At 70.6% G+C, this 19,744-nt stretch carries 15 protein-coding genes and 2 pseudogenes; 1 reads left to right on the top strand and 16 read right to left on the bottom strand.

Annotated elements, in window-relative coordinates:
- Positions 1 to 150: 150 nt before the first annotated feature.
- From ACIA8X_RS44370 to ACIA8X_RS44315, 12 genes and pseudogenes are all read right to left on the bottom strand, one after another.
- On the bottom strand, positions 151 to 1,278 hold the full coding sequence (locus ACIA8X_RS44370) for a GNAT family N-acetyltransferase (protein WP_399460648.1): 1,128 nt from the start codon (positions 1,276 to 1,278) through the stop codon (positions 151 to 153).
- 135 nt (positions 1,279 to 1,413) lie between these two features.
- Positions 1,414 to 2,589 carry an esterase-like activity of phytase family protein gene (locus ACIA8X_RS44365; protein WP_399460647.1) on the bottom strand — a complete coding sequence of 392 codons (1,176 nt, stop codon included), beginning with the start codon at positions 2,587 to 2,589 and terminating at the stop codon, positions 1,414 to 1,416.
- A 64-nt stretch (positions 2,590 to 2,653) separates the two neighbouring features.
- Positions 2,654 to 3,589: an ABC transporter permease gene (locus tag ACIA8X_RS44360; RefSeq protein WP_399460646.1), complete on the bottom strand. Its 936-nt coding sequence runs from the start codon at positions 3,587 to 3,589 to the stop codon at positions 2,654 to 2,656.
- On the bottom strand, positions 3,586 to 4,698 hold the full coding sequence (locus tag ACIA8X_RS44355) for an ABC transporter permease (RefSeq protein WP_399460645.1): 1,113 nt from the start codon (positions 4,696 to 4,698) through the stop codon (positions 3,586 to 3,588). The genes ACIA8X_RS44360 and ACIA8X_RS44355 overlap by 4 nt, the downstream gene beginning before the upstream one ends.
- Positions 4,695 to 6,284 carry an ABC transporter ATP-binding protein gene (locus ACIA8X_RS44350; RefSeq protein WP_399460644.1) on the bottom strand — a complete coding sequence of 530 codons (1,590 nt, stop codon included), beginning with the start codon at positions 6,282 to 6,284 and terminating at the stop codon, positions 4,695 to 4,697. Before ACIA8X_RS44350 ends, ACIA8X_RS44355 begins: the two co-directional genes overlap by 4 nt.
- Positions 6,285 to 6,302: 18 nt before the next feature.
- A complete protein-coding gene (locus ACIA8X_RS44345) occupies positions 6,303 to 7,385 on the bottom strand; it encodes a BMP family protein (RefSeq protein ID WP_399460643.1) in 1,083 nt (360 codons plus the stop codon).
- 166 nt (positions 7,386 to 7,551) lie between these two features.
- Positions 7,552 to 8,589 (bottom strand): LacI family DNA-binding transcriptional regulator, encoded by a 1,038-nt coding sequence (locus tag ACIA8X_RS44340; RefSeq protein WP_399460642.1) that lies wholly within the window; start codon positions 8,587 to 8,589, stop codon positions 7,552 to 7,554.
- Positions 8,579 to 9,941: pseudogene (locus tag ACIA8X_RS44335) on the bottom strand (amidohydrolase). Before ACIA8X_RS44335 ends, ACIA8X_RS44340 begins: the two are co-directional and overlap by 11 nt.
- A 78-nt stretch (positions 9,942 to 10,019) precedes the next feature.
- On the bottom strand, positions 10,020 to 10,784 hold the full coding sequence (locus tag ACIA8X_RS44330) for a class I SAM-dependent methyltransferase (RefSeq protein WP_393460720.1): 765 nt from the start codon (positions 10,782 to 10,784) through the stop codon (positions 10,020 to 10,022).
- A 96-nt stretch (positions 10,785 to 10,880) separates the two neighbouring features.
- Positions 10,881 to 12,110 carry an aminotransferase class V-fold PLP-dependent enzyme gene (locus ACIA8X_RS44325; protein ID WP_399460641.1) on the bottom strand — a complete coding sequence of 410 codons (1,230 nt, stop codon included), beginning with the start codon at positions 12,108 to 12,110 and terminating at the stop codon, positions 10,881 to 10,883.
- Between the two features lie 5 nt (positions 12,111 to 12,115).
- Positions 12,116 to 13,447 carry a pyridoxal-phosphate dependent enzyme gene (locus tag ACIA8X_RS44320; protein ID WP_399460640.1) on the bottom strand — a complete coding sequence of 444 codons (1,332 nt, stop codon included), beginning with the start codon at positions 13,445 to 13,447 and terminating at the stop codon, positions 12,116 to 12,118.
- Positions 13,444 to 14,982 (bottom strand): Y4yA family PLP-dependent enzyme, encoded by a 1,539-nt coding sequence (locus ACIA8X_RS44315; protein WP_399460639.1) that lies wholly within the window; start codon positions 14,980 to 14,982, stop codon positions 13,444 to 13,446. The genes ACIA8X_RS44320 and ACIA8X_RS44315 overlap by 4 nt, the downstream gene beginning before the upstream one ends.
- A 241-nt stretch (positions 14,983 to 15,223) precedes the next feature.
- Between ACIA8X_RS44315 and ACIA8X_RS44310 the strand changes: the two genes are divergently transcribed.
- Positions 15,224 to 15,778 (top strand): hypothetical protein, encoded by a 555-nt coding sequence (locus tag ACIA8X_RS44310; protein WP_399460638.1) that lies wholly within the window; start codon positions 15,224 to 15,226, stop codon positions 15,776 to 15,778.
- Positions 15,779 to 15,793: 15 nt separating this feature from the next.
- Here the strand turns inward: ACIA8X_RS44310 and ACIA8X_RS44305 are convergent, their stop codons facing one another.
- From ACIA8X_RS44305 to ACIA8X_RS44290, 4 genes and pseudogenes are all read right to left on the bottom strand, one after another.
- Positions 15,794 to 16,204, bottom strand: a complete 411-nt coding sequence (locus ACIA8X_RS44305; RefSeq protein ID WP_399460637.1) for a VOC family protein — start codon at positions 16,202 to 16,204, stop codon at positions 15,794 to 15,796.
- 97 nt (positions 16,205 to 16,301) lie between these two features.
- Positions 16,302 to 18,206 (bottom strand): molecular chaperone HtpG, encoded by a 1,905-nt coding sequence (gene htpG / locus ACIA8X_RS44300; protein ID WP_399460636.1) that lies wholly within the window; start codon positions 18,204 to 18,206, stop codon positions 16,302 to 16,304.
- A 118-nt stretch (positions 18,207 to 18,324) separates the two neighbouring features.
- On the bottom strand, positions 18,325 to 18,948 hold the full coding sequence (locus ACIA8X_RS44295; RefSeq protein WP_393460741.1) for a class F sortase: 624 nt from the start codon (positions 18,946 to 18,948) through the stop codon (positions 18,325 to 18,327).
- A 208-nt stretch (positions 18,949 to 19,156) separates the two neighbouring features.
- Positions 19,157 to 19,744, bottom strand: a pseudogene (locus tag ACIA8X_RS44290) (DNA primase); the annotation flags it as partial.

Below are 19,744 nucleotides of genomic sequence, written 5' to 3'. Positions count from 1 at the left end.
GAAGGGTACGAAGAAGGTCGCCCGGGGCGGGCGATGGTGTGCGCTCGCGCGCGTCGATCCAGGCCGCCCTGCGGGGTGTTGGAGACCACGAGGGGCCGTGCGGACGACGCCGTCGCGTGACGTATGACGTGTGACAGGAGTGGATCCCGCTCAGCGAGCGCGGGCTCCCACCCCCGGTGAGTGGGCCGGGCCCGAGGTGCGCAGCGTGCCGACCGTCTTCAGCAGCCGGTCGGCGGGCTCGCGCAGTCCGGGATGGGCCAGGACCGTGTTTCTCAGGCCCCGCACCGGTCTGCGCCACATCCGGTGGGCCGCCGCCACCGGGTGCGGGCGGGCCGCGAACCCTTCGGCGACCCGCAGTTCACGGGTCTTGAGCCAGTCCTTGTACTCCTTCGCGCCGCGCCCCATGTCCATGAGCGTCACACCGTCCCGGCCCGCGGCGTCGGCCAGCCTCAGGTGCATCATCAGTCCGGGCGAGTAGTAGCCGAACTCGGGGTCGTAGGCGGTGAACCAGGCCGCGAACACGGTGCGCGACCTGGGCCCGAAGTGCGCGGCGACCGGCCGGTCACCGGCGTACACCACGGACAGGATGCCGGTGAAGTGCTCCTCGCGGACCTGGAAGAGGTGGTCCACCAGGTCGACGATCCACGGCTTGGCGAACCGGTCCATCCGCCCCGTCCTGCGGTACTGGGCGGACTTCCACCGCATGAGCGTGCGCAGCACGCGCGGGTCGCGCTCGTCGTAGACGAACCGCACCTCCCCCGCGTCCCGGCCCAGCCGCCGCTCCTTCTTCAGCGTCGTCTTGGCGAGACCCGGGTAGGTGGCGCGCAGCCACTCCGGATAGTCGCCCTCGCCGGGCTTCAGGTCGAGCACGGGCGAGGCGAACGTCCCCGTGACGTACGGGCCGAACGGCTGCTGCTCCTGAACGAGGTGATCGAACTCGAAGACGGACATGCCGCAGGCCCGCAGCAGTCGACGGGTGTCCCAGCTGACCCCCGGCCGGTGCACCAGCGCCTGGCAGTCGGAGAGGCCTAAACCGATGGCGCGGCCGACGCCGGCCGCGTTGCGCTCGTACGGGAAGAAGCCGACGGCCTCCCCGTTCTCGTGCAGCACCGCGACCCGGGCCCCACCGCGGTACCTGCCCACGCCGACCGTGAACTCCGGTGCCAGAAAGGGGTTGGCGTAGTCGGGCGACTCGTCCATCGCCCGGTGCCACGCCCGGCGCAGCGACTCGTTCAGCTCCTCGGGTCTGTGAATCGTGATGGCGCTCGTGGATCGCATGGCGATCGCTCCCCCCAGAGTCCCCCCAAGACGCACTGTTGGCGCCTCGTCACATTTACGCCCATGTCGAACTATGTGACGAGGCTCAAACGTCGCGAAACAGTACGCACGCTGTCAAGGCGCAGGTGCGAACCTTTAGCTGTGCTTGGTCAGGCCCCGACCAACAGACAACAGATGGAACTTGGTGAGGCCTCCGTTGAAGCCGAAGTTGTCGTCGGAGACGAGGACGAGCGAGCGCGATCCGTCGGGCAGGGCCGGCCCCCAGGTGATCCCCTCGACGTTGTCGGCGTCCGTGCCGGAGGTGGTGAAGTCGTACAGCAGCCTCTTCCGCATCGGCCGCTCGGCGCCGGACAGCGCGTCCTCGCCTCTGACGTCCGTCGCGCCACGGGTGGTGGTCCAATACAGGCGGATCGCGAAGCCGACACCGGAGGCGAAGGACCGCTCCACGGTGATGAAGTCGGTGTCGTTGATCGCGAGGATCTCGGAGACGCCCCGGTCCGCCGAGTAGGTGTTGACGGGGGCGGGCAGCGGGGCGGTGGGCGCGTCCGAGATCGGGTCGACCTCGTAGACGTGCTCGGCGAGCGTCCGGCCCGTCCCGCGGTCCGTCACCAGCAGTCGGGACGGACTCTTGGCGGTCAGGCTCGCGGCGGGGCCGTCCTGGACGAGGGCGTTCTCGGTGACGGTGACGGCCCTTGTGCCGTCCGGGGTGAGCGTGAGGCCCTCCAGCGCCTGGTTGTTGCGGACGCCGGAGACGAGCCTGCCGTCGGCCGACCGGACCGGCGCGTACGCCTCGGGCAACGGGAGTTCACGGACGTACGCCCCCGACGTCGACGCCTCGCGGACGAAGGCGGGCCGGCCGGCACTGGACGCGCCCTCGCTGGTCCACAACAGTCTGCGTCCGCCCGGCATCCAGCGGATCGCCTCGGGGTCCACGGCCTTCGGGGCGAACGGCTCACCGGTGACGTCGTCGAGCACGGTGAGGCCCTCGACATCGGGCCGGTCGTGGGCGAACGCGGTGCCGTGGAGTGGCAGTCGGAGGGTGTGGAAGCGGGCCTCGCCGTTCTCGGAGCGGTCGTCGCTGAGAGCGACGTAGGTACGCGTCCGGCGGTCGTAGTCGAGGCCCGACAGGCCGCCGAAGGGCACGCCGGACTCGGTCGTTCCGGCGGGGACGGTGAGGGTGTCCAGGAGCCGGACGCGGAACGGATTGTCGGCGGCGACGGCGCCGGTGGGCAGGACGGTGAGGAGGAGGGTGGCCGCCATGAGGCCGCCGGAGAGCACGCGTGCGGAACGCACGCCGTGTCTGGTGCGCATGATGTTCTCTCTGTGAGGTGAAAGTGGGGGTGGCTGTCTATGAGGTGAAGGTGGGGAACGGCCGTCAGAGGGAGGCGGCGACCTCCGCCGTACGCCCGCGCCGCTTGCGCCGCCACGCGTACGCCGCGAGGGCGACGAGGGTCATCGCGTACGGGATCGTCGACACCAGCTGTGGCGGCACGTCCAGCGTGCCGAGCTGTACGGCCAGTGCCTCCGCCGCGCCGAAGCCGATGGCGGCGAGGAAGACGCCCCAGGGCCTGAGGCCGCCGAGGAACACGGCGGCGAGGGCGATGAAGCCACGTCCGGCCGTCATGTCGCGGACGAAGAAGGACACGTAGCCCATGCTGAGGAAGACCCCGGCGAGCCCGGCGAGGGCGCCGCTGAGGGCGAGGCCGCCGTATTGGACGCGGCGGACCTTGATGCCGACGGACGCGGCGGCGTCGGGCATCTCGCCGACCGCGCGCAGGTGGAAGCCGAAGCGGGTCCGGAAGAACAGCCAGGCCACGAACGGCGCGGCGAGGAAAGCCAGCCAGGTGATCAGGTTCTGGCCGCTGAGCACGTCGCCCACGACGGGGATGTACTCGATGCCGGGCAGCGTGACCGTCGGCAAGGTGCCGCTCTTCAGGCCGGTGGTGCCGCCCTTGTCGTCGAGGAGGGTGTAGACGGCGTACGCGGTGCCGCCCGAGGCGAGCAGGTTGAGGCCGATGCCGGCGATGATCGCGTCGGCGCCCAGCTCCAGGCGCAGGGCGGCGAGCAGGACGCCGAGGAGGGCGGCCACCGCGACGCCGCTCACCGCTCCGAGCGCGACCGACCCGCTGTAACCGGCCACGAGCGCGCCCGTGCAGGCGGCGGAGAGCATCTGGCCCTCCAGGGCGATGTTGCTGACCCCGGCGCGTTCGGCGACGAGTCCGCCGAAGGCGGCGAGCAGATAGGGCGTGGCGACGCGCAGCACCGCCGCGAGGAACGCGCTGCTGAGGACGACGTCGAGGACGGAGCTCATCGGATGCCCACCTGCCTGCGCGCGATGCGGCGCTTGAGCAGGTCCGGCAGGGCCTGCGCGGTGACCAGCAGCACGATGACCGCCTGGATGACCACCACGATCTCGGTGCCGACGTCCGTCTGCTGTTCCATGATGTCTCCCCCGGCACGCAGGTAGGAGTAGAAGAGCCCGGCGACCACGACGACGAGCGGGTTGTTCCGGGCCAGCAGCGCCACCACGATCCCCTCGAAGGCGAGGCTCCCGGCGAGCCCCGGCTCCAGGCGCCCGTACACGCCCTGCACGAGGTGGGCCCCGGCGAGCCCGGCGACGGCGCCGCCGATGACGAAGCTCCACTCGATGACGCGGGGTACCCGGATGCCGCCGTACTCGGCGAAGTCAGGGTTCGCGCCGGTCATGCGGATGCGGTAGCCGAGCGGGGTGCGGGTGAGGAGCAGCCACAGGGCGACGGCGGTGAGCAGCATCAGCACGAGGCCGACATTGGCGCGGCCCAGCGGCACGCCGAACCAGTCGCTCAGCGGGGTGAGCGCGGAGTCCTGCGGGATGCGCTCGGAGCGCACGGCGCTGCTGTCGGGGTCCTTCAGCGGGCCGTTGACCAGGTAGTCGTAGACCCGTACGGCGATGGCGTTGAGCATGAGCGTGGCCACGATCTCGTTCGCCCCGAGGCGCGCCTTCATCGAGCCCGGCACGAGTCCCATGCCCGCCCCCGCAGCCGCCGCGGCGACGAGCGGCACCAGCACCGCGGCGACCGGCGGCAACGGCAGGAAGATCGCCACGGTGGCTGCCGCCAACGCCCCCGCGTACAGCTGGCTTTCGGCCCCGAGGCTGATCTGCCGGGCGCGGAACGGGATGGCGACGGACAGCCCGAGCAGGGTGAGCGTGGTGGCGTCCTCCAGCCAGCGTCCGACGCGATAGGAGCGCTCCAGCGGGCCGGTGAGCATCGCCTCGTACGCCGCGATCGGATCCTTGCCGGTGGCCAGCATGACGAGGAAGCCGATGGCGAGGGCGGCCAGGACAGTGGCCAGGGTCATGCCGAGGTCCACGGCGAGGGCGCGGCGGCGGGTCGCGCGGTACTGGTCGCGGTCCTCGGCCTCGACGGCGGTGGCGGTCATACGGCGGTCACCTCGCCGGAGTCGTCGAGCCCTGCGGTGAGGCGCTCCCGGTCGTGCCGCTCAACTCCGAGCATGTAGAGCCCGACCCGCTTCTCGGTCAGACCGGCCGTGTCGTCGAAGCGGGCGACCAGGCGGCCGTCCTTCAGGACGAGCAACCGGTCGGACAGGGCGAGCAGTTCGGTGAGGTCGGCGGAGATCAGCAGGACGGCGGCGCCCGCGTCGCGCGCGGTGATCAGCTGCTCGTACATGAACCGAATGGCGCCGATGTCGACGCCGCGGGTGACCTGGGAGGCGATCAACAGCCGTGGCCCGGCGGACAGTTCGCGGGCGACGACGACCTTCTGGAGGTTGCCGCCGGACAGGGCGCGCACCGGGACGGTCGGGTCGGGGGTGCGGATCGCGTAGTCCTCGATGAGCCGTTCGGCGTGGGCGCGGACCGCCCTGGGGTGCAGGAGGCCGCGGCGGGCGAGGGGCGGGCGGTCGTGGCGGTCGACGACGAGGTTGTCGGCGATGGACTCGTCGAGGGCGGCACCGTTGCGCAACCGGTCCTCGGGGACGTAGCCGATGCCCGCTCTGCGGTGGCCGGCGACGTCGAGCCCCGCTGTGTCGGTGCCGTCGACGGTGACGGTGCCGGAAGTGCGGCGGCGCAACCCGGCGAGGATCTCGGCGAGTTCGCTCTGCCCGTTGCCCTCGATGCCGGCGACGCCGACGATCTCCCCGGCGGCGACGTCGAAGTGGAGGTCGTGCAGGGACTGGCCGGCGGGGCCGTCGTACGCCAACTCCCTTACCCGCAAGGTGACTTCGGACCGGCGGGCGGGTGCCCGGTCCATGTCTAGGGAGAGGTCGCGGCCGACCATCATGGCGGCCAGGGAGCGCTCGGTGGCGTCGGCAGTGGGGACGGTGCCCACCAGGGAACCGGCGCGCATCACGCTCACCCGGTCGCTGATCTCCCGTACCTCGCGCAGCTTGTGCGAGATGAACAGCACCGTCATGCCGCCGTCGCGCAGGCGGCGTATCGCGGCGAACAGGTCCTCGGTCTCCTGCGGGGTGAGCACGGCGGTCGGCTCGTCAAGGATCAGGACCCGGGCGCGGCGGTGGAGGGCCTTGAGGATCTCGGTGCGCTGCCGCATGCCGACGGACACCTCGTCGACGCGCGCCCTCGGGTCGACTGCGAGTCCGGACTCCTCGGCAAGCCGCCAGGTCGCCCTGACGGCCGCCTGCGGGTCGACGAGGCCGCGGCGGCCGGGTTCGACGCCGAGGACGACGTTCTGGGCGACGGTGAAGGACGGCACCAGCATCAGGTTCTGGTGCACCATGCCCACGCCGAGGGCGATCGCCACGGCCGGGTCGCGCAGCACGCGGGGCCGGCCGCCGACCAGGATCTCGCCGGAGGTGGGCTGTTCCAGGCCGTAGAGCAGCTTCATCAGCGTGGACTTGCCCGCGCCGTTCTCGCCGACGATCGCGCGGATCTCGCCCGGCGGGACATCCAGGTCCACCCCGCGTACCGCGCGCACGCCGTTGGCGTACGTCTTGGTGACCGCGCGGGCGGCGACGGCCGGACCGGCCGCGTCCCATGACTCGTTCATCTCAAGGCCGTTCGGGAATCAGAGGGCGCTGGGGACCGTGACGGAGCCGGACTTGACCTTGTCGGCCGCCGCTTCGAGCTCGGTGCGGATCTTCTCGGGGACGAGCTGGGCGAAGTGGTCGTCGTTCACATAGCCGACGGCGTCCTCGGCGAGTCCGACGGTCTCGACGGCGCCGTACTTGAGGGAGTCCTTCTGTTCGGCCTCGGCGGCCTTGTAGAGGGCGTTGCCGACGTTCTTGAGGATGGAGGTGACGACGGTGTTCTTCTGCGCCTGGTCGGTGAGGGTCTGGAACTGGTCGGAGTCGACGCCGAGGGTGTACCGCTTGGCCGCGACCGCCGACTCGAAGGTGCCGAGTCCGGAGAGCCCGGCCACCGGCCACACCAGGGCGGCACCCTGGCCGTACAGCGCGTTGGAGATCTCCTTGCCCTTCGCCGGGTCGCTGAACGCCTTGTCGCCGCCGACGTACTGGACGAGGACGTCCGAGTCCTTTCCGCCGGCCGCCTTGAATCCGGCCCGGAATCCGACCACGAAGTCCTCGATGAGCGGGGTCTTCACGCCGCCCATGACACCGACCTTGTCCAGCGATTCGGTTCCCTTGAGTGCCTTTTCGGCCACGAGCTTCTCGGCGAGGAATCCGGCGAGATATCCGCCCTCGTTCTGCTTGAAAGTGACGGAGTGGACGTTCTCGCACTTGTTGGAACAGGTGCCGTTCTCTCCGCTGTAGTCGACCGGGGCGTCGAAGATCCAGAACTTCTTGTCCGGATACTGCGGGGCGAGTTCGCCTATGTAGTCGGTGACCTCGAAGGTGCCGGCGGCGAGGATGTCGTAGTCGTCGGCCGCGGCGGCGTCCTCGAATCCGGGCTCCCACTTGGTGCGGTCGGAGCCGATCTCGACCACCTTGAGCTCGTAGCCGAGCTCTTTCTGCGCCCGCTTCAGGCCGGCATAGGCGGAGTCGAAGAAGGACTTGTCGCCGAGCCCGCCGTTGACCACCAATTTGATCCGTGTCTTTCCCGACGACGCGGCATCGTCTTTCTCTCCCCCTCCCCCGCAAGCGGCCAGCGCGAGCATCCCCGCCACCATCACGGCGGCCCTTCTGGTCATTCTCACCGTCGTCCTCCTGATCATTGGGTTCACCGAGTGGCCCGGGTCTGCGATGCGTTGACAGTAGAAAGCGCAAAACGTTTTGGCTACGCCGCGAGGTTTCGGTCCTATTTCGGCCAGGGGAATTTCAGCCGTCGACGATCCGGCGCAGCAGCCGGTCCCACGGTCAGGGGGTGGGCGGTGCCGTGCTGCCGCGGACCTTGAGGGTGACGGGGAGGGTGTGCCGGGAGGCGGGCGGGACCTCGCCCCGGGTGACGTACTGGAGGAGTTGCGCGGTGGCGGTGCGGCCCACGTCGTAGGCGGGCTGGTGGACGGTGGTCAGGGGCGGGTGGGCCAGGGAGGCCGCGCGGATGTCGTCGAAGCCGACCACGGACACGTCCCGCGGCACCGAAAGACCCGCCTCCCGCAGCGCGGTGAGGGCGCCGAAGGCCATCAGGTCGTTGGCCGCGAAGACCGCTGTGCGGTCGAAGCCGCCCTCTTCGAGGAGTCGGGCGACAAGGCGGTGACCGGAGGCCTCCTTGAAGTCGCCCTCGCGTTCCACGACATCGCCCCGGAAGGCCCGGACGAAGCCCTGGGCACGGGCCACGCCGCTGCGGAGGGCGCGCGGACCGGTCAGCATCAGTGCCCGGTGATGCCCGAGTTCCCGCAGGTGGTCGCCGACCAGCCGCCCGCCCGCCTCGTGGTCGGCGCTGGCGATGAGCGCCCCTTCGAGCCCCTCGACCTCCTCGTCGGCGAGCGCGATGGGGAACTTGCCCATCAGGGCCTCCAGTCGCCGTCGCGAGGGCGCGGACCCGGAGGCGTACACCATGCCGTCGATGAACCGGCTGCGGATCATGCCGAGATAGCGGTCCTCGCGGTCCGCGTCGAACTCGGTGTTGCACAGGATCAGGCCGTAGCCGAGGTCGTGGGCGGCGTCCTCGGCGCCCTTGGCCAGTTCGGCGAAGAAGGTGTTGCTGATGTCGGGTATCAGCAGGCCGATCACCGAGGTGGAGCCGGCCTGGAGGCTGCGGGCCAGCGAGGCCGGAACATATCCGAGCCGGTTCACGACACCGCGCACCCTGGCGGCGGTCTCCTCGTTGACCGGCCGGTTGCCGCTCAGGACGTGCGAGACGGTGGTGGGGCTGACCCCGGCCGCCGCGGCCACGTCCTTGATGGACGCGGGTCTGCGCACCGCCGATCTTCCGCCGTAGGGCTCACGGGTCATAGTGCTGCACCGCCCTGCCGTGCGAGGTGTCGAGGATGCGTGCCACCCGTACGTCGGCCTCGGCCAGGAGGGCGGGCTCGTCGACGGTCAGCAGCCGTCCGTCGCGCATCAGGACGTGGCCGTCGACGACGACCGTACGGACGTCGCTCGCACGGGTGCTGTACACCAGCGCGGCCCGGGGGTCGTGGAGGGGGCGGCAGTGGACCCCGGACAGGTCGACGAGGACGATGTCGGCCCGCATGCCGGGCTCCAGCGCGCCGATCCGGTCGTGCAGCCCGAGGGCGCGGGCACCGCCCCGCATCGCCATGCGCAGGGTGTCGGACACGGTCATCCAGGTGGCGTCGCGTACCGCCTGCTTCTGTGTGAGGGCGACCAGCCGCAGCGCCTCCCACACGTCCAGCGTGTTGTGCCCGGCGGCCCCGTCCGTGCCGACCGCGACGGTGACCCCGGCGTCGAGCAGCTCGCGGACCGGGGTCAGCGGGGACAGGGCGTGCTTGAGGTAGACCTTGGGGCAGCAGGCCACCGCGGTCGTGCCGGCGTACTCGGCCAGCAGCGGCAGGTCCTGCTCGACGATGCCGCAGCCGTGCGCGATCAGCGCCCCGGCCGCCAGCACCCCCGTCTCGTGCAGTACCCGGATGGGGGTGATCCCGCGCCGCTCCAGGCCGGCTTGCGTCTGCTCCAGGTTCTCGGCGGCGTGGAGGTGCATACGCAGCCCCAGCCGCCGGGCGTGCTCGGCGAGGGTGCGCAGGTCGTCGTCGCTCACGGTGTACGGGGCGTGGGGCCCGAGCGAGACGGTCACCCGGCCGCCAGCCCCTCCGTGCCATGCCTCGGCGAACTTCACCGTGTCCTCCAGGGCCGCCGCCCCGGCTGCTGAAGTAGGTGGGCGCGAGGTCGGCGCGCAGTCCGCTCTCGGTGACCGCCTCGGCGATCCGCTCGGCGAAGAAGTAGTGGTCGGCGAAGGTGGTGACCCCGGAGCGGATCATCTCAGCGCAGGCCAGCAGTGCGCCGACGCGTACGTCGTCGGGGGTGAGGTTGGATTCCATCGGCCAGACGCGGTCGTTGAACCAGCCCTCGACCGTCACGTCCTCGGCCGCGCCGCGCATCAGCACCATGGGGCTGTGCGTGTGGGCGTTCACCAGGCCGGGGACGGCCAGCAGCCCGCGTGCGTCGACGACGTCCGCGCCCGGCACCGCGGTGTGCTCACCCGTGGGCCGTACGTCCTCGATCGCGCCGTCCACCACCACGATGTCCTGCGCCGGGAGGATCTCGCACTCGCCCGCCGGCGGAACCCGCAGCACATCGCAGCCGCTCACCAGAAGACGGCCGGACGGCACGGACGCTTGGTCGCTCATGCGGCACAAGCTAGGGATCCAAAACGTTTTGCACAACAGCCGACCAGAACGCCCGATACCGGCGGGCGGCGGCCTACGTCAGCGGATCGCGACGACGACGTGACTGTCGCCGTACTGCCAGACGACACCGACATGCCTGAACCCCGCCCGCCGCAACAGCCGTTCGTGCCCGGACACGGACAGCCGCGCCGCGCAGTCGGTCCCGGTGACCGGCTCCCGGCGCCGGCGTTCGGCGAGCAGGTCGGTCAGCTCGGGGTCCCGCGCGACGGCCGTCCACCAGGAGTCCCAGTCCTCCTGCGCCAGAGCGTGCCCGCGTTCGGCGTGCCGGCTGCCGACGCACCCGGTGAGGGCGGCGAGCTCGGTGTCATCGTGCGGGAAGTGGTCGCCGTTGACGAGGACGCCGCCGGGCCGCAGCAGTGCCGCGAGCTGTCGGTAGGTGCGGTGCAGGGCGTCCGGGCTCAGGTAGTGCAGTGCCGTCGTCGACACGGCCGCGTCCAGCGGGCGTTCCAGGTGCAGGGCGTGGGTCCAGCCGTCCTCGCCGATCACCGTGTCGACGTAGCGGGCCGCGTCCGCGTGGTGGGTGCGGGCCAGCTCCAGCAGCAAGGGGTCCCGGTCGACGGCGACGATGTCGGCGTCCGGCAGCCTCCGCACCAGTCGCGCCGCGAGCGATCCGGGACCGCAGCCGAGATCGGCGACCAGCGGTCGCGCCGACCGGCCGGCCACGGCCCGCTCGACGACGTCGGCGATCACCGTGAACCGCTCCTCGCGGTCCACGGCGTACCGCTGCTGCTGGCGCTCCCAGCGCTCCACCCATCGCTCCGCCGTTGCCAGGCTCAGCCCCATCCGGTCGTGCCACCTTGCCGTCTCGCACCTGTCCCACGCTGTCGGCGCCGACCCTACTAGATGGAAACGGTTCCCATTCCCTCCAATGGCGGTACGTCACCCGAGGGTGGCAAGGACGTCCAACAGGCGGTCGATCTCCTCGACGGTGTTGTAGACGTGCAGGCTCACCCGCACCGAGCCGGTCCGCTCCCCCGCGCGGCCCTGGCAGTGCTGGTCGGAGCGGATCATGAAGCCGTGGCTGAACAGGATGAAGCCCAGGTCGGAGGAGTCGATGGCGTGGTGCCGGAACGTGACGATGCTCTGGCGCCGCTGCACGGACGAGTCGGCGGCCAGACTGCTCTGGCAGCCGAGGATCTCGTAGGCGTCGAGGCGGCGCAGGCCGTCGGTGAGTCGGGCCGCCAGGGCGACCGTCCACCGCTCGATCCGGTCGGTACCGACGCTGTCCAGCCAGTCCAGGGCGGTGGCCAGGGAGGCGACGCCGACCGTGTTGGGAGTGCCGGACCAACCGCCCGGCGTGAACTCCCGTCCGCGTGCCTGGCGGGCCCAGACTGCGCCCGTGCCGGGCAGGGCCATGGCCTTGTGCCCGGAGAAGACGACGAAGTCGACGTCCAGATCGGCCACGGACACCGGCAGATGACCGACGCTCTGGGCGGCGTCCAGGCAGATGACCGCGTCCGGGCCGACCGCCCGGCGGATGCGATGGAGGTTCATGTCACCGCCGTACACATGGTGGACGTGGGTGGCGGCGACGAACCGGGTTCGCTCACCGGCGAGTTCGGCGAGCGCGAGGTGGTCGTAGTCGCCGGACGAACGCTGGTACGGCATCGGGCGGACCCGGATGTGCACGCCCTGCCGGGCCAGTTGCCGCTGCGCCTCCAGCCAGGGCGCGATGTTGGCCTCGTGGTCGGCGACCGGGACGACGATCTCGTCGCCGTCGGCGAGGAACCCGGGCAGCCAGTCACGCGCGATGGTGCGCAGCCCTTCGGTGGTGCCGCTCGTGAAGTGCACGGCCGAGCGCTCCGGGGCGGGGTCGTCGAGGAAGCCCTTCACCCGGTCGCGGGCCTGCTCGACCAGGGTGGTGGTCCGGTTGGCCCAGGGGTAGGTGCCGCGTCCGGCGTTGGCGTTGGTCGTGGTGAGGTAGGTGTGGACGGCGTCGAGCACGGCCTGCGGTTTCTGGGCGGTGGCCGCACTGTCGAGGTACGCCAGTTCCGGGTGTGCGGTGATGATCGGGAACTGGGCGCGCAGGGTGTGCTGCCACTCCCCCAACTCCTCGATGAGGGACGGGCCTTGGGCGGGGCCTTGGGTGTCGGTCCTGGGCATGGTCATGGGCGTCAGTCCCGTACCAGCGGTGCGCCCGCGTCGCGCCAGGCGATGATGCCGCCGGTCAGACTGCGGACGTCCGGGTGGCCCAGCCGGGTCAGCAGGGCGGCGTAGCGGGCGGACTTCTCGCCGACCGGGCAGGCCAGCAGGACCGGGCGGGAGCGGCTGAACGGCAGCCCGCCGTGCAGGAGTTCCTCGAAGAGCTCGTCGACGATGTTGACCGAGCCGTCGATGTGCAGGGCGGCGAAGGCGTACGGGCCGCGCAGGTCGACGACGAGCGGCTCGCCGGTGCCGATCCACGCCTGGGCGTCGGCGACGCCGATGGCCGGGGCCGTGCGTATCTCGGCGTCCGTCAGGTCGGCCGGGGAGTTCCTGCGGCGCGGGCGACCGAAGAGGTCGGGGCGCCGCTGACGGACGTAGCTCAGATAGCTCTCGACGCGGTCGCAGACGATGAAGACCGCCGACTGCCGCTCCGTCAGTTCCGCGTCGACGGGCTGGAGTTGGCGTACGGCTCCGAAGTACGCGGCGCCTCCGGTGGGTCCGGCCAGGATGCCGCAGCGCCGGTTGAGGGTCAGCATTCCCTCGATCGCCTCGTCGGCGCTCACGGAGTCGATGGTGTCGTAGGTGCCGGGGTCGAACAGGCCCACCTCGTGTGCCTCGTCGATGGTGCGGATGCCGGGGACGAAGTCGGACTTGGCGGCGACCAGGCCGACGACCCGTACGGCAGGGTCGTGTTCGCGCAGGGCGCGGGCGACGCCGGTGGAGGAGCCGGCGGTGCCCACGCAGGCGATGAACCAGTCCGGGGCCCGGCCGTCCAGGTCCTTGACGATCTCCGGTCCGGTGCCGGTGAAGTGGGCCTCGGTGTTGCGCGGGTTGAAGTACTGGTCGGTGTGCAGGTAGGTGCTGTCGGGCTCGGAGAGGGTGCTGTGGAAGAGGGTGAGCGGGTCGTCGGTGGCGGTCGGGTCAAGGCACTCGCTCTGGCCGGGGAGTTCCTCGATCTCCGCGCCGAGCAGCAGGAGCAGGTCCTTGATCTCCGGGATGCGCATCCGGTTGGTGACGCTCTTGAAGGTCAGGCCGTGCATGCCCGCGAGGACTGCCAGGGCCTTGGCGGTGTTGCCGCTCGACAGCTCGACGACCTGCCCGCCTTCGCCGGCGGGGGCCGAGGCCGCGGCGGTCAGATGCGGTCGGGCCATGTTCCAGGCGGCGCGGTCCTTCACCGAGCCGAAGGGGTTGAGCAGTTCCAGCTTGGCGTACAGGTCGATGTTCCGCAGGCCGTGCACGGCCGGGTCGATGCGCACCAGCGGTGTGTTGCCGATGGCGTCGGTGATGCTGTCGTACCTCACTGCGCTCCCCCCACGGGTGTGGTCGGCCAGTACTGGTCGTCCAGGCACCAGCGCCATCTGTCGCTCTCCTGCCAGACGGCGACCTTGCGCGCGGCAGGCTGGTGCTGGGCACGGGTGGCGTGGAAGTCCATGCAGTAGCCGGCCGTGTTGGCGAAGGCCAACAGGTCGCCGGGGGCGGGGCGGCGGGGCAGGAAGACCGTGCGGCGGGTGATCAGATCGGACTCCAGGCAACGGCTGCCGAAGAGGTGCACGGCGACGGGTTCGGTCCCGGTGTCACCACCGGCGCCCGACACCTCCCGTGTGAAGGTGCCGCCGCCCGACACCTCCCGTGTGAAGGTGCCGCCGCCCGCCGGGTCCCGTGGCACGACGACGGGGTCCATGAGCACCCCGTGCTCCTCCAGCGCCACGTCGTCGGCCTTCGCCGCCAACCGCACGTGCAGAGGGCCGCCGGCCTCCTGGTCACGCACCTCCAGCACCTTGGTCAGGGTCAGTCCGCACTGGTCGAGCAGCGCCCGGCCGGGTTCGGTGTGCAGGTCGTAGAGGTGCTCCAGGAGCAGCGCGGCCAGTGGGCGGCCGCCGAGGGAGGCGGCCGGGTGGGAGAGCAGTTCGTCGAGGTAGCGGGCGCCGGCGACCGGGCGGTGGGCGGGGTACAGACCGAGGGTGCCGCGCAGGGTGCCGGCCTCGGTGCGCAGTCCGTAGCCGTGGCCGCCGTAGGTCAGGGGCGGGCGGATGCCCAGCACGGCTTCGGTGAGTTCGGTGGTGTACCGCTCCCATTGGCCGCCGTCGGCAAGGTAGTTGACGCCGAACCCGCCGCCGATGTCCACGGCCCGGGGCCTGAGCCCCCGGCTGCGGCACTCCTCCAGCACCCGCAGGCAGCCCTCCAACGCCACGGCCTTCTCGGTCGGGCTCGTCGTGTCGAGGTGGTACGCGACGCCGACCAGGTCGAGCACATCGGCGTGTCGCTCGACGGCCTCCAGCAGCGGGGCCGCCTCCCGTACGGCGGTGCCGAATCGGCTGCGCCTGGTCAGCACCCGTACGCCGGACGCCTCGAACCCCGACAGGCGGAGCAGGACTCGGGCCCGAGGCAGGGCGTGTTTGCGTACCAGCGTGGCGAGTTGCTCCAGTTCGCCGCGCGTGTCAAGGCTGACGGTGACCGATGTGCGCGCCGCCAGCCACAGGAACTCGGGGTTCTTCGGCCCGGTCGCCGTGATCCGGTCGGGGGTGAGGCCCGCGCCCAGGGCGTGCTGCAACTCCCCCAGCGACGCGACGTCCACCCCCGCGTCCGTGGCGGCGAGCCTGCGCAGCAGGGCGCTGGACCGGTTGGCCTTGTGGGCGAGGAACACCTGGCCGGAGAGGTGGTGGCTGCCGTACACCGCGCGGAACTGCCGGAGATTGTCGGCGAGTTGGTCGGGGACGACGAGGTTCAGCGGCGAGCCGAGCGCGTCGGTGAGCGTGTGCAGCAGTTCCGGGGAGTTCAGCAAAGAACGCAGCCGCGACTCCAGCCGCGGTTCGAGATACAGGGGCTGCCCGCCCATGCCCGGCCCTCCCCAGCGCTTCGGGCCCGACACTCCGGGCTGACGACCACTCCCCGCGGTTTGCCGTATAGCTCCTTTCCCTGCTCCCCGTGGTTTACGCCCCGTACCTGCACGGCTGGGCGGTACGTCAGCAGGTGGGCCGAAAATCACCGGTGCCGACTGCCCGACCACGCGCAGGGCCCGGAACGGCCCATTCCGTGGTAGGGACACTCCAGTTGACACGATCGACGGGAGGAGCGCCGTGTTCCGCAAGCGGTTGGCGTTGGTGGTCGTGGCCGGAATGCTGGGGCCGGCCGGCTGCACTTCCGAGGAGGGCACGGGCGTGGCGGAGCCGACGGACGCGGTGGTCACCGCCTCGACCACCGCATCTCCGACGGTGGCACCGTCGTCATCCCCGTCGGCATCCCCCTCACCGACGCCCTCGGCGTCCCCCAGTCCGACACCCGTCCCCGTCACCGGACCGAATCAGGTGCTGGTGACCATGGTCGTCACCGGCGGCTTCGCCGGTGTGCACAAAGAGGTGACCGTGCGGGGCGACCGCACCGTGCACGCCGGCGGCAAGGGCGAACGCTCCGTCCACCGCGCCGACGCGGCCGACTTCACCGAGGTGCGCACGCTGCTCGGCGACCCTGCGCTGGACGACGTCTCCGACTTCACCAAGAACATGCAGGCGGCGGACCTGTTCCAGTACACGCTCCGCTTCGACGGCCGTACGGTCATCACGGACCGCTCCGTCGAGGAGCCGGCCCTCGACCGGCTCATCGACGCCCTGAGCGAATGGTTGCCGGAGCGGTGATCCTGCCGCCCGCGCTCAGCCGGCCAGCCCGGCGATGTTGACCATCCAGGTGATGCCGAAGCGGTCCGTACACATGCCGAAGACGTCGCCCCACATCTGCTTCTCCAGCGGCACGGTCACCGAGGCGCCTTCGGACAGCTTCTCCCAGTAGCCGCGCAGCTCGGCCTCGTCGTCGCCACTCAGGCTCACGGACATGTTGTTGCCCGGCCGGTGGTCGTCCGTCGGGGTGTCGGCGGCCATGAGGGTGAAGTCGCCGGGCGTCTCCAGCATGCCGTGCATGATCTTGTCGGCCAGGGGCGTGTCCTTCTGGCCGAACTCGGCGTAGGTGTTGAGGTTCAGGGTGCCGCCGAAGACGTCCTTGTAGAACTCCAACGCCTGCCGGGCGTCACCGGCGAAGGTGATGTAGGGGTTGAGACGCGAGGCCATGAATCCTCCAGGAGTAGGGCTGGAAGCCGACTGGAAGGAACGTAGCGCGGGCCACTGACAACGGCCCGCGCACACGGCCACTTGGCGCACAGCGCCGCTACAGGGTGCGCTCCAGACGGTCCGCCACCAGCTTCACGAACCGCGCCGGGTCCTTGGGCTGGCCGCCCTCGGCGAGCACCGCCAGCGTGTGGAGCAGCTCGGCGGACTCGACGAGCCCGGAGTGGTCCTCGCGCTCCTTGTACGCCTGGTTCAGGCCCTTCACCAGCAGGTGGTCGGGGTTGAGCTCCAGGATCCGCTTGGTGCGCGGCACCTCCTGGCCCATCGCCCGGTACATCTGCTCCAGGGCCGGAGTCAGATCGTGCGCGTCCGAGACCACGCAGGCCGGGGAGACGGTGAGCCGCGTCGACAGGCGCACCTCCTTGATGTCCTCGTCCAGCCGCTCCCCCATCCAGCCGAGCAGTCCGGCGTACTCCTCGGCCTGCTTCGCCCGCTCCCCGTCGGCCTTCTCGTCGCCCTCGGCGTCGAGGTCGATCTGGCCCTTGGCGACGGACCGCAGCTTCTTGCCCTGGTACTCGCCCACGGTGTCGACCCAGACCTCGTCGACGCCGTCGGTGAGCAGCAGGACCTCGATGCCCTTGTCCCGGAACGCCTCCATGTGCGGGGAGTTCTCGATGCTCTGCCGGGACTCGCCGGTGAGGTAGTAGATGTCGTCCTGGCCGTCCTTCATCCGCTCCACGTACTGGGCGAGCGTGGTCGGCTCGTCGTCGGCGTGCGTCGTCGCGAACGAGGCGACGGCGAGGATGGCCTCGCTGTTCTCGGGGTCGGTGACCAGGCCCTCCTTGAGGGCGGTGCCGAACTCCCGCCAGAACGTGGCGTAGCGGTCGGCGTCCTTGGTCATGAAGTCCTTGACCGTGGACAGCACCTTCTTCGTCAGCCGGCGCTGCATCATCTTGATGTGCCGGTCCTGCTGGAGGATCTCGCGGGAGACGTTGAGCGAGAGGTCGGCCGCGTCGACGACGCCCTTGACGAAGCGCAGGTACGGCGGCAGCAGCGCCTCGCAGTCGTCCATGATGAAGACGCGCTTCACATAGAGCTGGACACCGCGCTTGTAGTCCCGCGTGAACAGGTCGTGCGGCGCGTGCGAGGGGACGAAGAGCAGCGCCTGGTACTCGAAGGTGCCCTCCGCCTGCAGCCGGATCGTCTCCAGCGGCTCGCGCCAGTCGTGGCTGATGTGCTTGTACAGCTCGTGGTACTCGTCGTCGGACACCTCGTCGCGCGAACGCGCCCACAGGGCCTTCATCGAGTTCAGCGTCTCGGGCTCGGGCGCGCTGTCGCCGTCCCCGTCGCCCGCCTCCGGGACCATCCGGATCGGCCAGGTGATGAAGTCCGAGTACCGCTTGACGATCTCCCGGATCGTCCACGGGGAGGTGTAGTCGTGGAGCTGGTTCTCGGGGTCGGCGGGCTTGAGGTGAAGCGTGACGGACGTGCCCTGCGGCGCCTCGTCGACGGTCTCCAGCGTGTACGTGGCCTCGCCGCGCGAGGTCCATCGGGTGCCCTGGGCCTCGCCGGCCCGCCTGGTCAGCAGCGTCATCTCGTCGGCCGCCATGAAGCCGGAGTAGAAGCCGACGCCGAACTGGCCGATGAGGCCCTCGGCCCCGGCCTCGTCCTGGGCCTCCCGCAGCTCCTTCAGGAACGTGGCCGTCCCCGAGTTGGCGATGGTGCCGATGAGCTTGCCGACCTCGTCGTACGACATCCCGATGCCGTTGTCCCGCACCGTGAGGGTACGGGCCTCCTTGTCGACGTCGATCTCGATGTGCAGGTCGGACACCTCGGCGTCGAGCGCGTCGTCCCGCAGCTTCTCCAGGCGCAGCTTGTCGAGCGCGTCGGAGGCGTTGGAGACGAGCTCGCGCAGGAAGACATCCTTGTTCGAGTAGACCGAGTGAATCATCAGCTGGAGCAGCTGACGGGCCTCTACCTGGAACTCAAACGTCTCGGTCGGCATGGTTCGCGACTACCTCACAGCTCAATCACCGGAACAGGGTCGCTGTCACTGTAGGACACAAGGCCGGTGCGGAGTGCGGCGGTACGGAAGAAAGGCCAGGTCGGCGAAGGCGGGCGGGTCAGGCGAGGTGGGCGAAGACGACCAGGTTCGCGGTGTAGTCCCTGACCTTGCGGTCGTAGTCGCCGGCACAGGTGATGAGCCGGACCCGGGCCCGGGGGGTGTCACCGTACACACGCTTGCTTGGGAAGCTGTCCTTGTCGAACGTCTCCACGCTGTCGACCAGGAAGGACGCCTTGCGCCCGTCCGCTCTCAGCACCTGGAAGCGGTCGCCCTTCTCCAGCTCGCTCAGGCTCGCGAACACCGCGGGGGACGTCGTCGTGTCGACGTGCCCCGCGATGATCGACGTGCCCGCCTCACCGGGAGACGCCCCTTTGGCATGCCAGCCGACAAGGTTGGTGTCGCCGGCGGGCGGGGGCTGAAGCTGGCCCGCGCTGCCGATGGCGAGGTCGGTGAAGGGCGCGTCGACCGAGATCTTGGGGATCAGCAGGCGGACCGGCCGGGACCTGGGCAGATGCTTGCCCTCGGTGCGGTGGGTGCGCGCGGGCGGGCCGGCCGACCGGCCCTCCGGTGGTGCGGACGACTCGACGACCGGTGCGCGACGGGCTTCGGGCGTCTCGTCCGGGCTGCCGGGCAGGGTCACCACCAGGACCATGGCGGCCACCGCGCTCCAGAACAGGGCCACGGCGGTGCGCCTTCTCCGCCGAGAGGGCACGGAAACGGTGTCAGGCGGGGCGGCCTGGTCGGCTTCGGGGGACGGGGGACGGCCGGCGGCCATCGGGCACCACCTCACTCGGGCAAGGCTTAGGGCTGGACAGGGGCGGGGGCCAGCGGGGCCGCCGCGGCGCGCGGCGCACGCGCGGCGGCCACGGCGGTTATGTCATCGGGCATGGTCAGGCCACGGTTCCGGAGGCCTTCTTGCGCCGCAGTGCGTACACGCCGGTGCCGGCTACCGCGAGCACGGCCAGCCCACCAGCGGTGACACCCGCGTTGTCGGCGAGGCCGCCGCCACCGGTGTGCATCCCACCGTGCGGCTTGTCGTGGTCGCCGCCCCACGAGTCCTTCTCGTGGTCGTCGTCCTTGTAGCTCTCCGGGTCGAACTTCGAGTCCTTGTCGCCGCCCCAGTCGTCGTCGTTCAGGACCGACGCCAGCGCTCCGCCACCCGTGTGGACTCCGCCCTTGGGCTCCTCGTGCTTGTCGCCCTTGTCGTAGTCCTCCTTGTCGGAGTCCTTGTCGTAGTCGTCCTTGCCGGAGTCCTTGTCGTGCTCGTCCTTGCTGCCCTTGTCGTAGTCCTCCTTGTCGGAGTCCTTGTCGTGCTCGTCCTTGCTGTAGTCGTCGTCACCGTTGGCCAGAGCCCTCGCCAGCGCTCCGCCACCCGTGTGGACTCCGCCCTTGGGCTCCTCGTCCTTGTCGCCCTTGTCGTAGTCCTCCTTGTCGGAGTCCTTGTCGTAGTCGTCCTTGCCGGAGTCCTTGTCGTAGTC

Source organism: Streptomyces sp. NPDC051738, from assembly GCF_044453205.1.
Lineage (GTDB): Bacteria > Actinomycetota > Actinomycetes > Streptomycetales > Streptomycetaceae > Streptomyces.
The sequence above is the reverse complement of the archived record's forward strand: the minus strand, read 5'-3'. Positions and strand labels throughout refer to the sequence as shown.

What these genes read in the sequence shown, in the direction of transcription:
- ACIA8X_RS44345 (WP_399460643.1), bottom strand. Translation starts at nt 7,385, where the DNA reads ATGACCAGAAGGGCCGCCGTGATGGTGGCGGGGATGCTCGCGCTGGCC.
- ACIA8X_RS44370 (WP_399460648.1), bottom strand. Translation starts at nt 1,278, where the DNA reads ATGCGATCCACGAGCGCCATCACGATTCACAGACCCGAGGAGCTGAAC.
- ACIA8X_RS44355 (WP_399460645.1), bottom strand. Translation starts at nt 4,698, where the DNA reads ATGACCGCCACCGCCGTCGAGGCCGAGGACCGCGACCAGTACCGCGCG.
- ACIA8X_RS44315 (WP_399460639.1), bottom strand. Translation starts at nt 14,982, where the DNA reads ATGGGCGGGCAGCCCCTGTATCTCGAACCGCGGCTGGAGTCGCGGCTG.
- ACIA8X_RS44330 (WP_393460720.1), bottom strand. Translation starts at nt 10,784, where the DNA reads ATGGGGCTGAGCCTGGCAACGGCGGAGCGATGGGTGGAGCGCTGGGAG.
- ACIA8X_RS44360 (WP_399460646.1), bottom strand. Translation starts at nt 3,589, where the DNA reads ATGAGCTCCGTCCTCGACGTCGTCCTCAGCAGCGCGTTCCTCGCGGCG.
- htpG (WP_399460636.1), bottom strand. Translation starts at nt 18,206, where the DNA reads ATGCCGACCGAGACGTTTGAGTTCCAGGTAGAGGCCCGTCAGCTGCTC.
- ACIA8X_RS44340 (WP_399460642.1), bottom strand. Translation starts at nt 8,589, where the DNA reads ATGACCCGTGAGCCCTACGGCGGAAGATCGGCGGTGCGCAGACCCGCG.
- ACIA8X_RS44305 (WP_399460637.1), bottom strand. Translation starts at nt 16,204, where the DNA reads ATGGCCTCGCGTCTCAACCCCTACATCACCTTCGCCGGTGACGCCCGG.
- ACIA8X_RS44350 (WP_399460644.1), bottom strand. Translation starts at nt 6,284, where the DNA reads ATGAACGAGTCATGGGACGCGGCCGGTCCGGCCGTCGCCGCCCGCGCG.
- ACIA8X_RS44365 (WP_399460647.1), bottom strand. Translation starts at nt 2,589, where the DNA reads ATGCGCACCAGACACGGCGTGCGTTCCGCACGCGTGCTCTCCGGCGGC.
- ACIA8X_RS44325 (WP_399460641.1), bottom strand. Translation starts at nt 12,110, where the DNA reads ATGACCATGCCCAGGACCGACACCCAAGGCCCCGCCCAAGGCCCGTCC.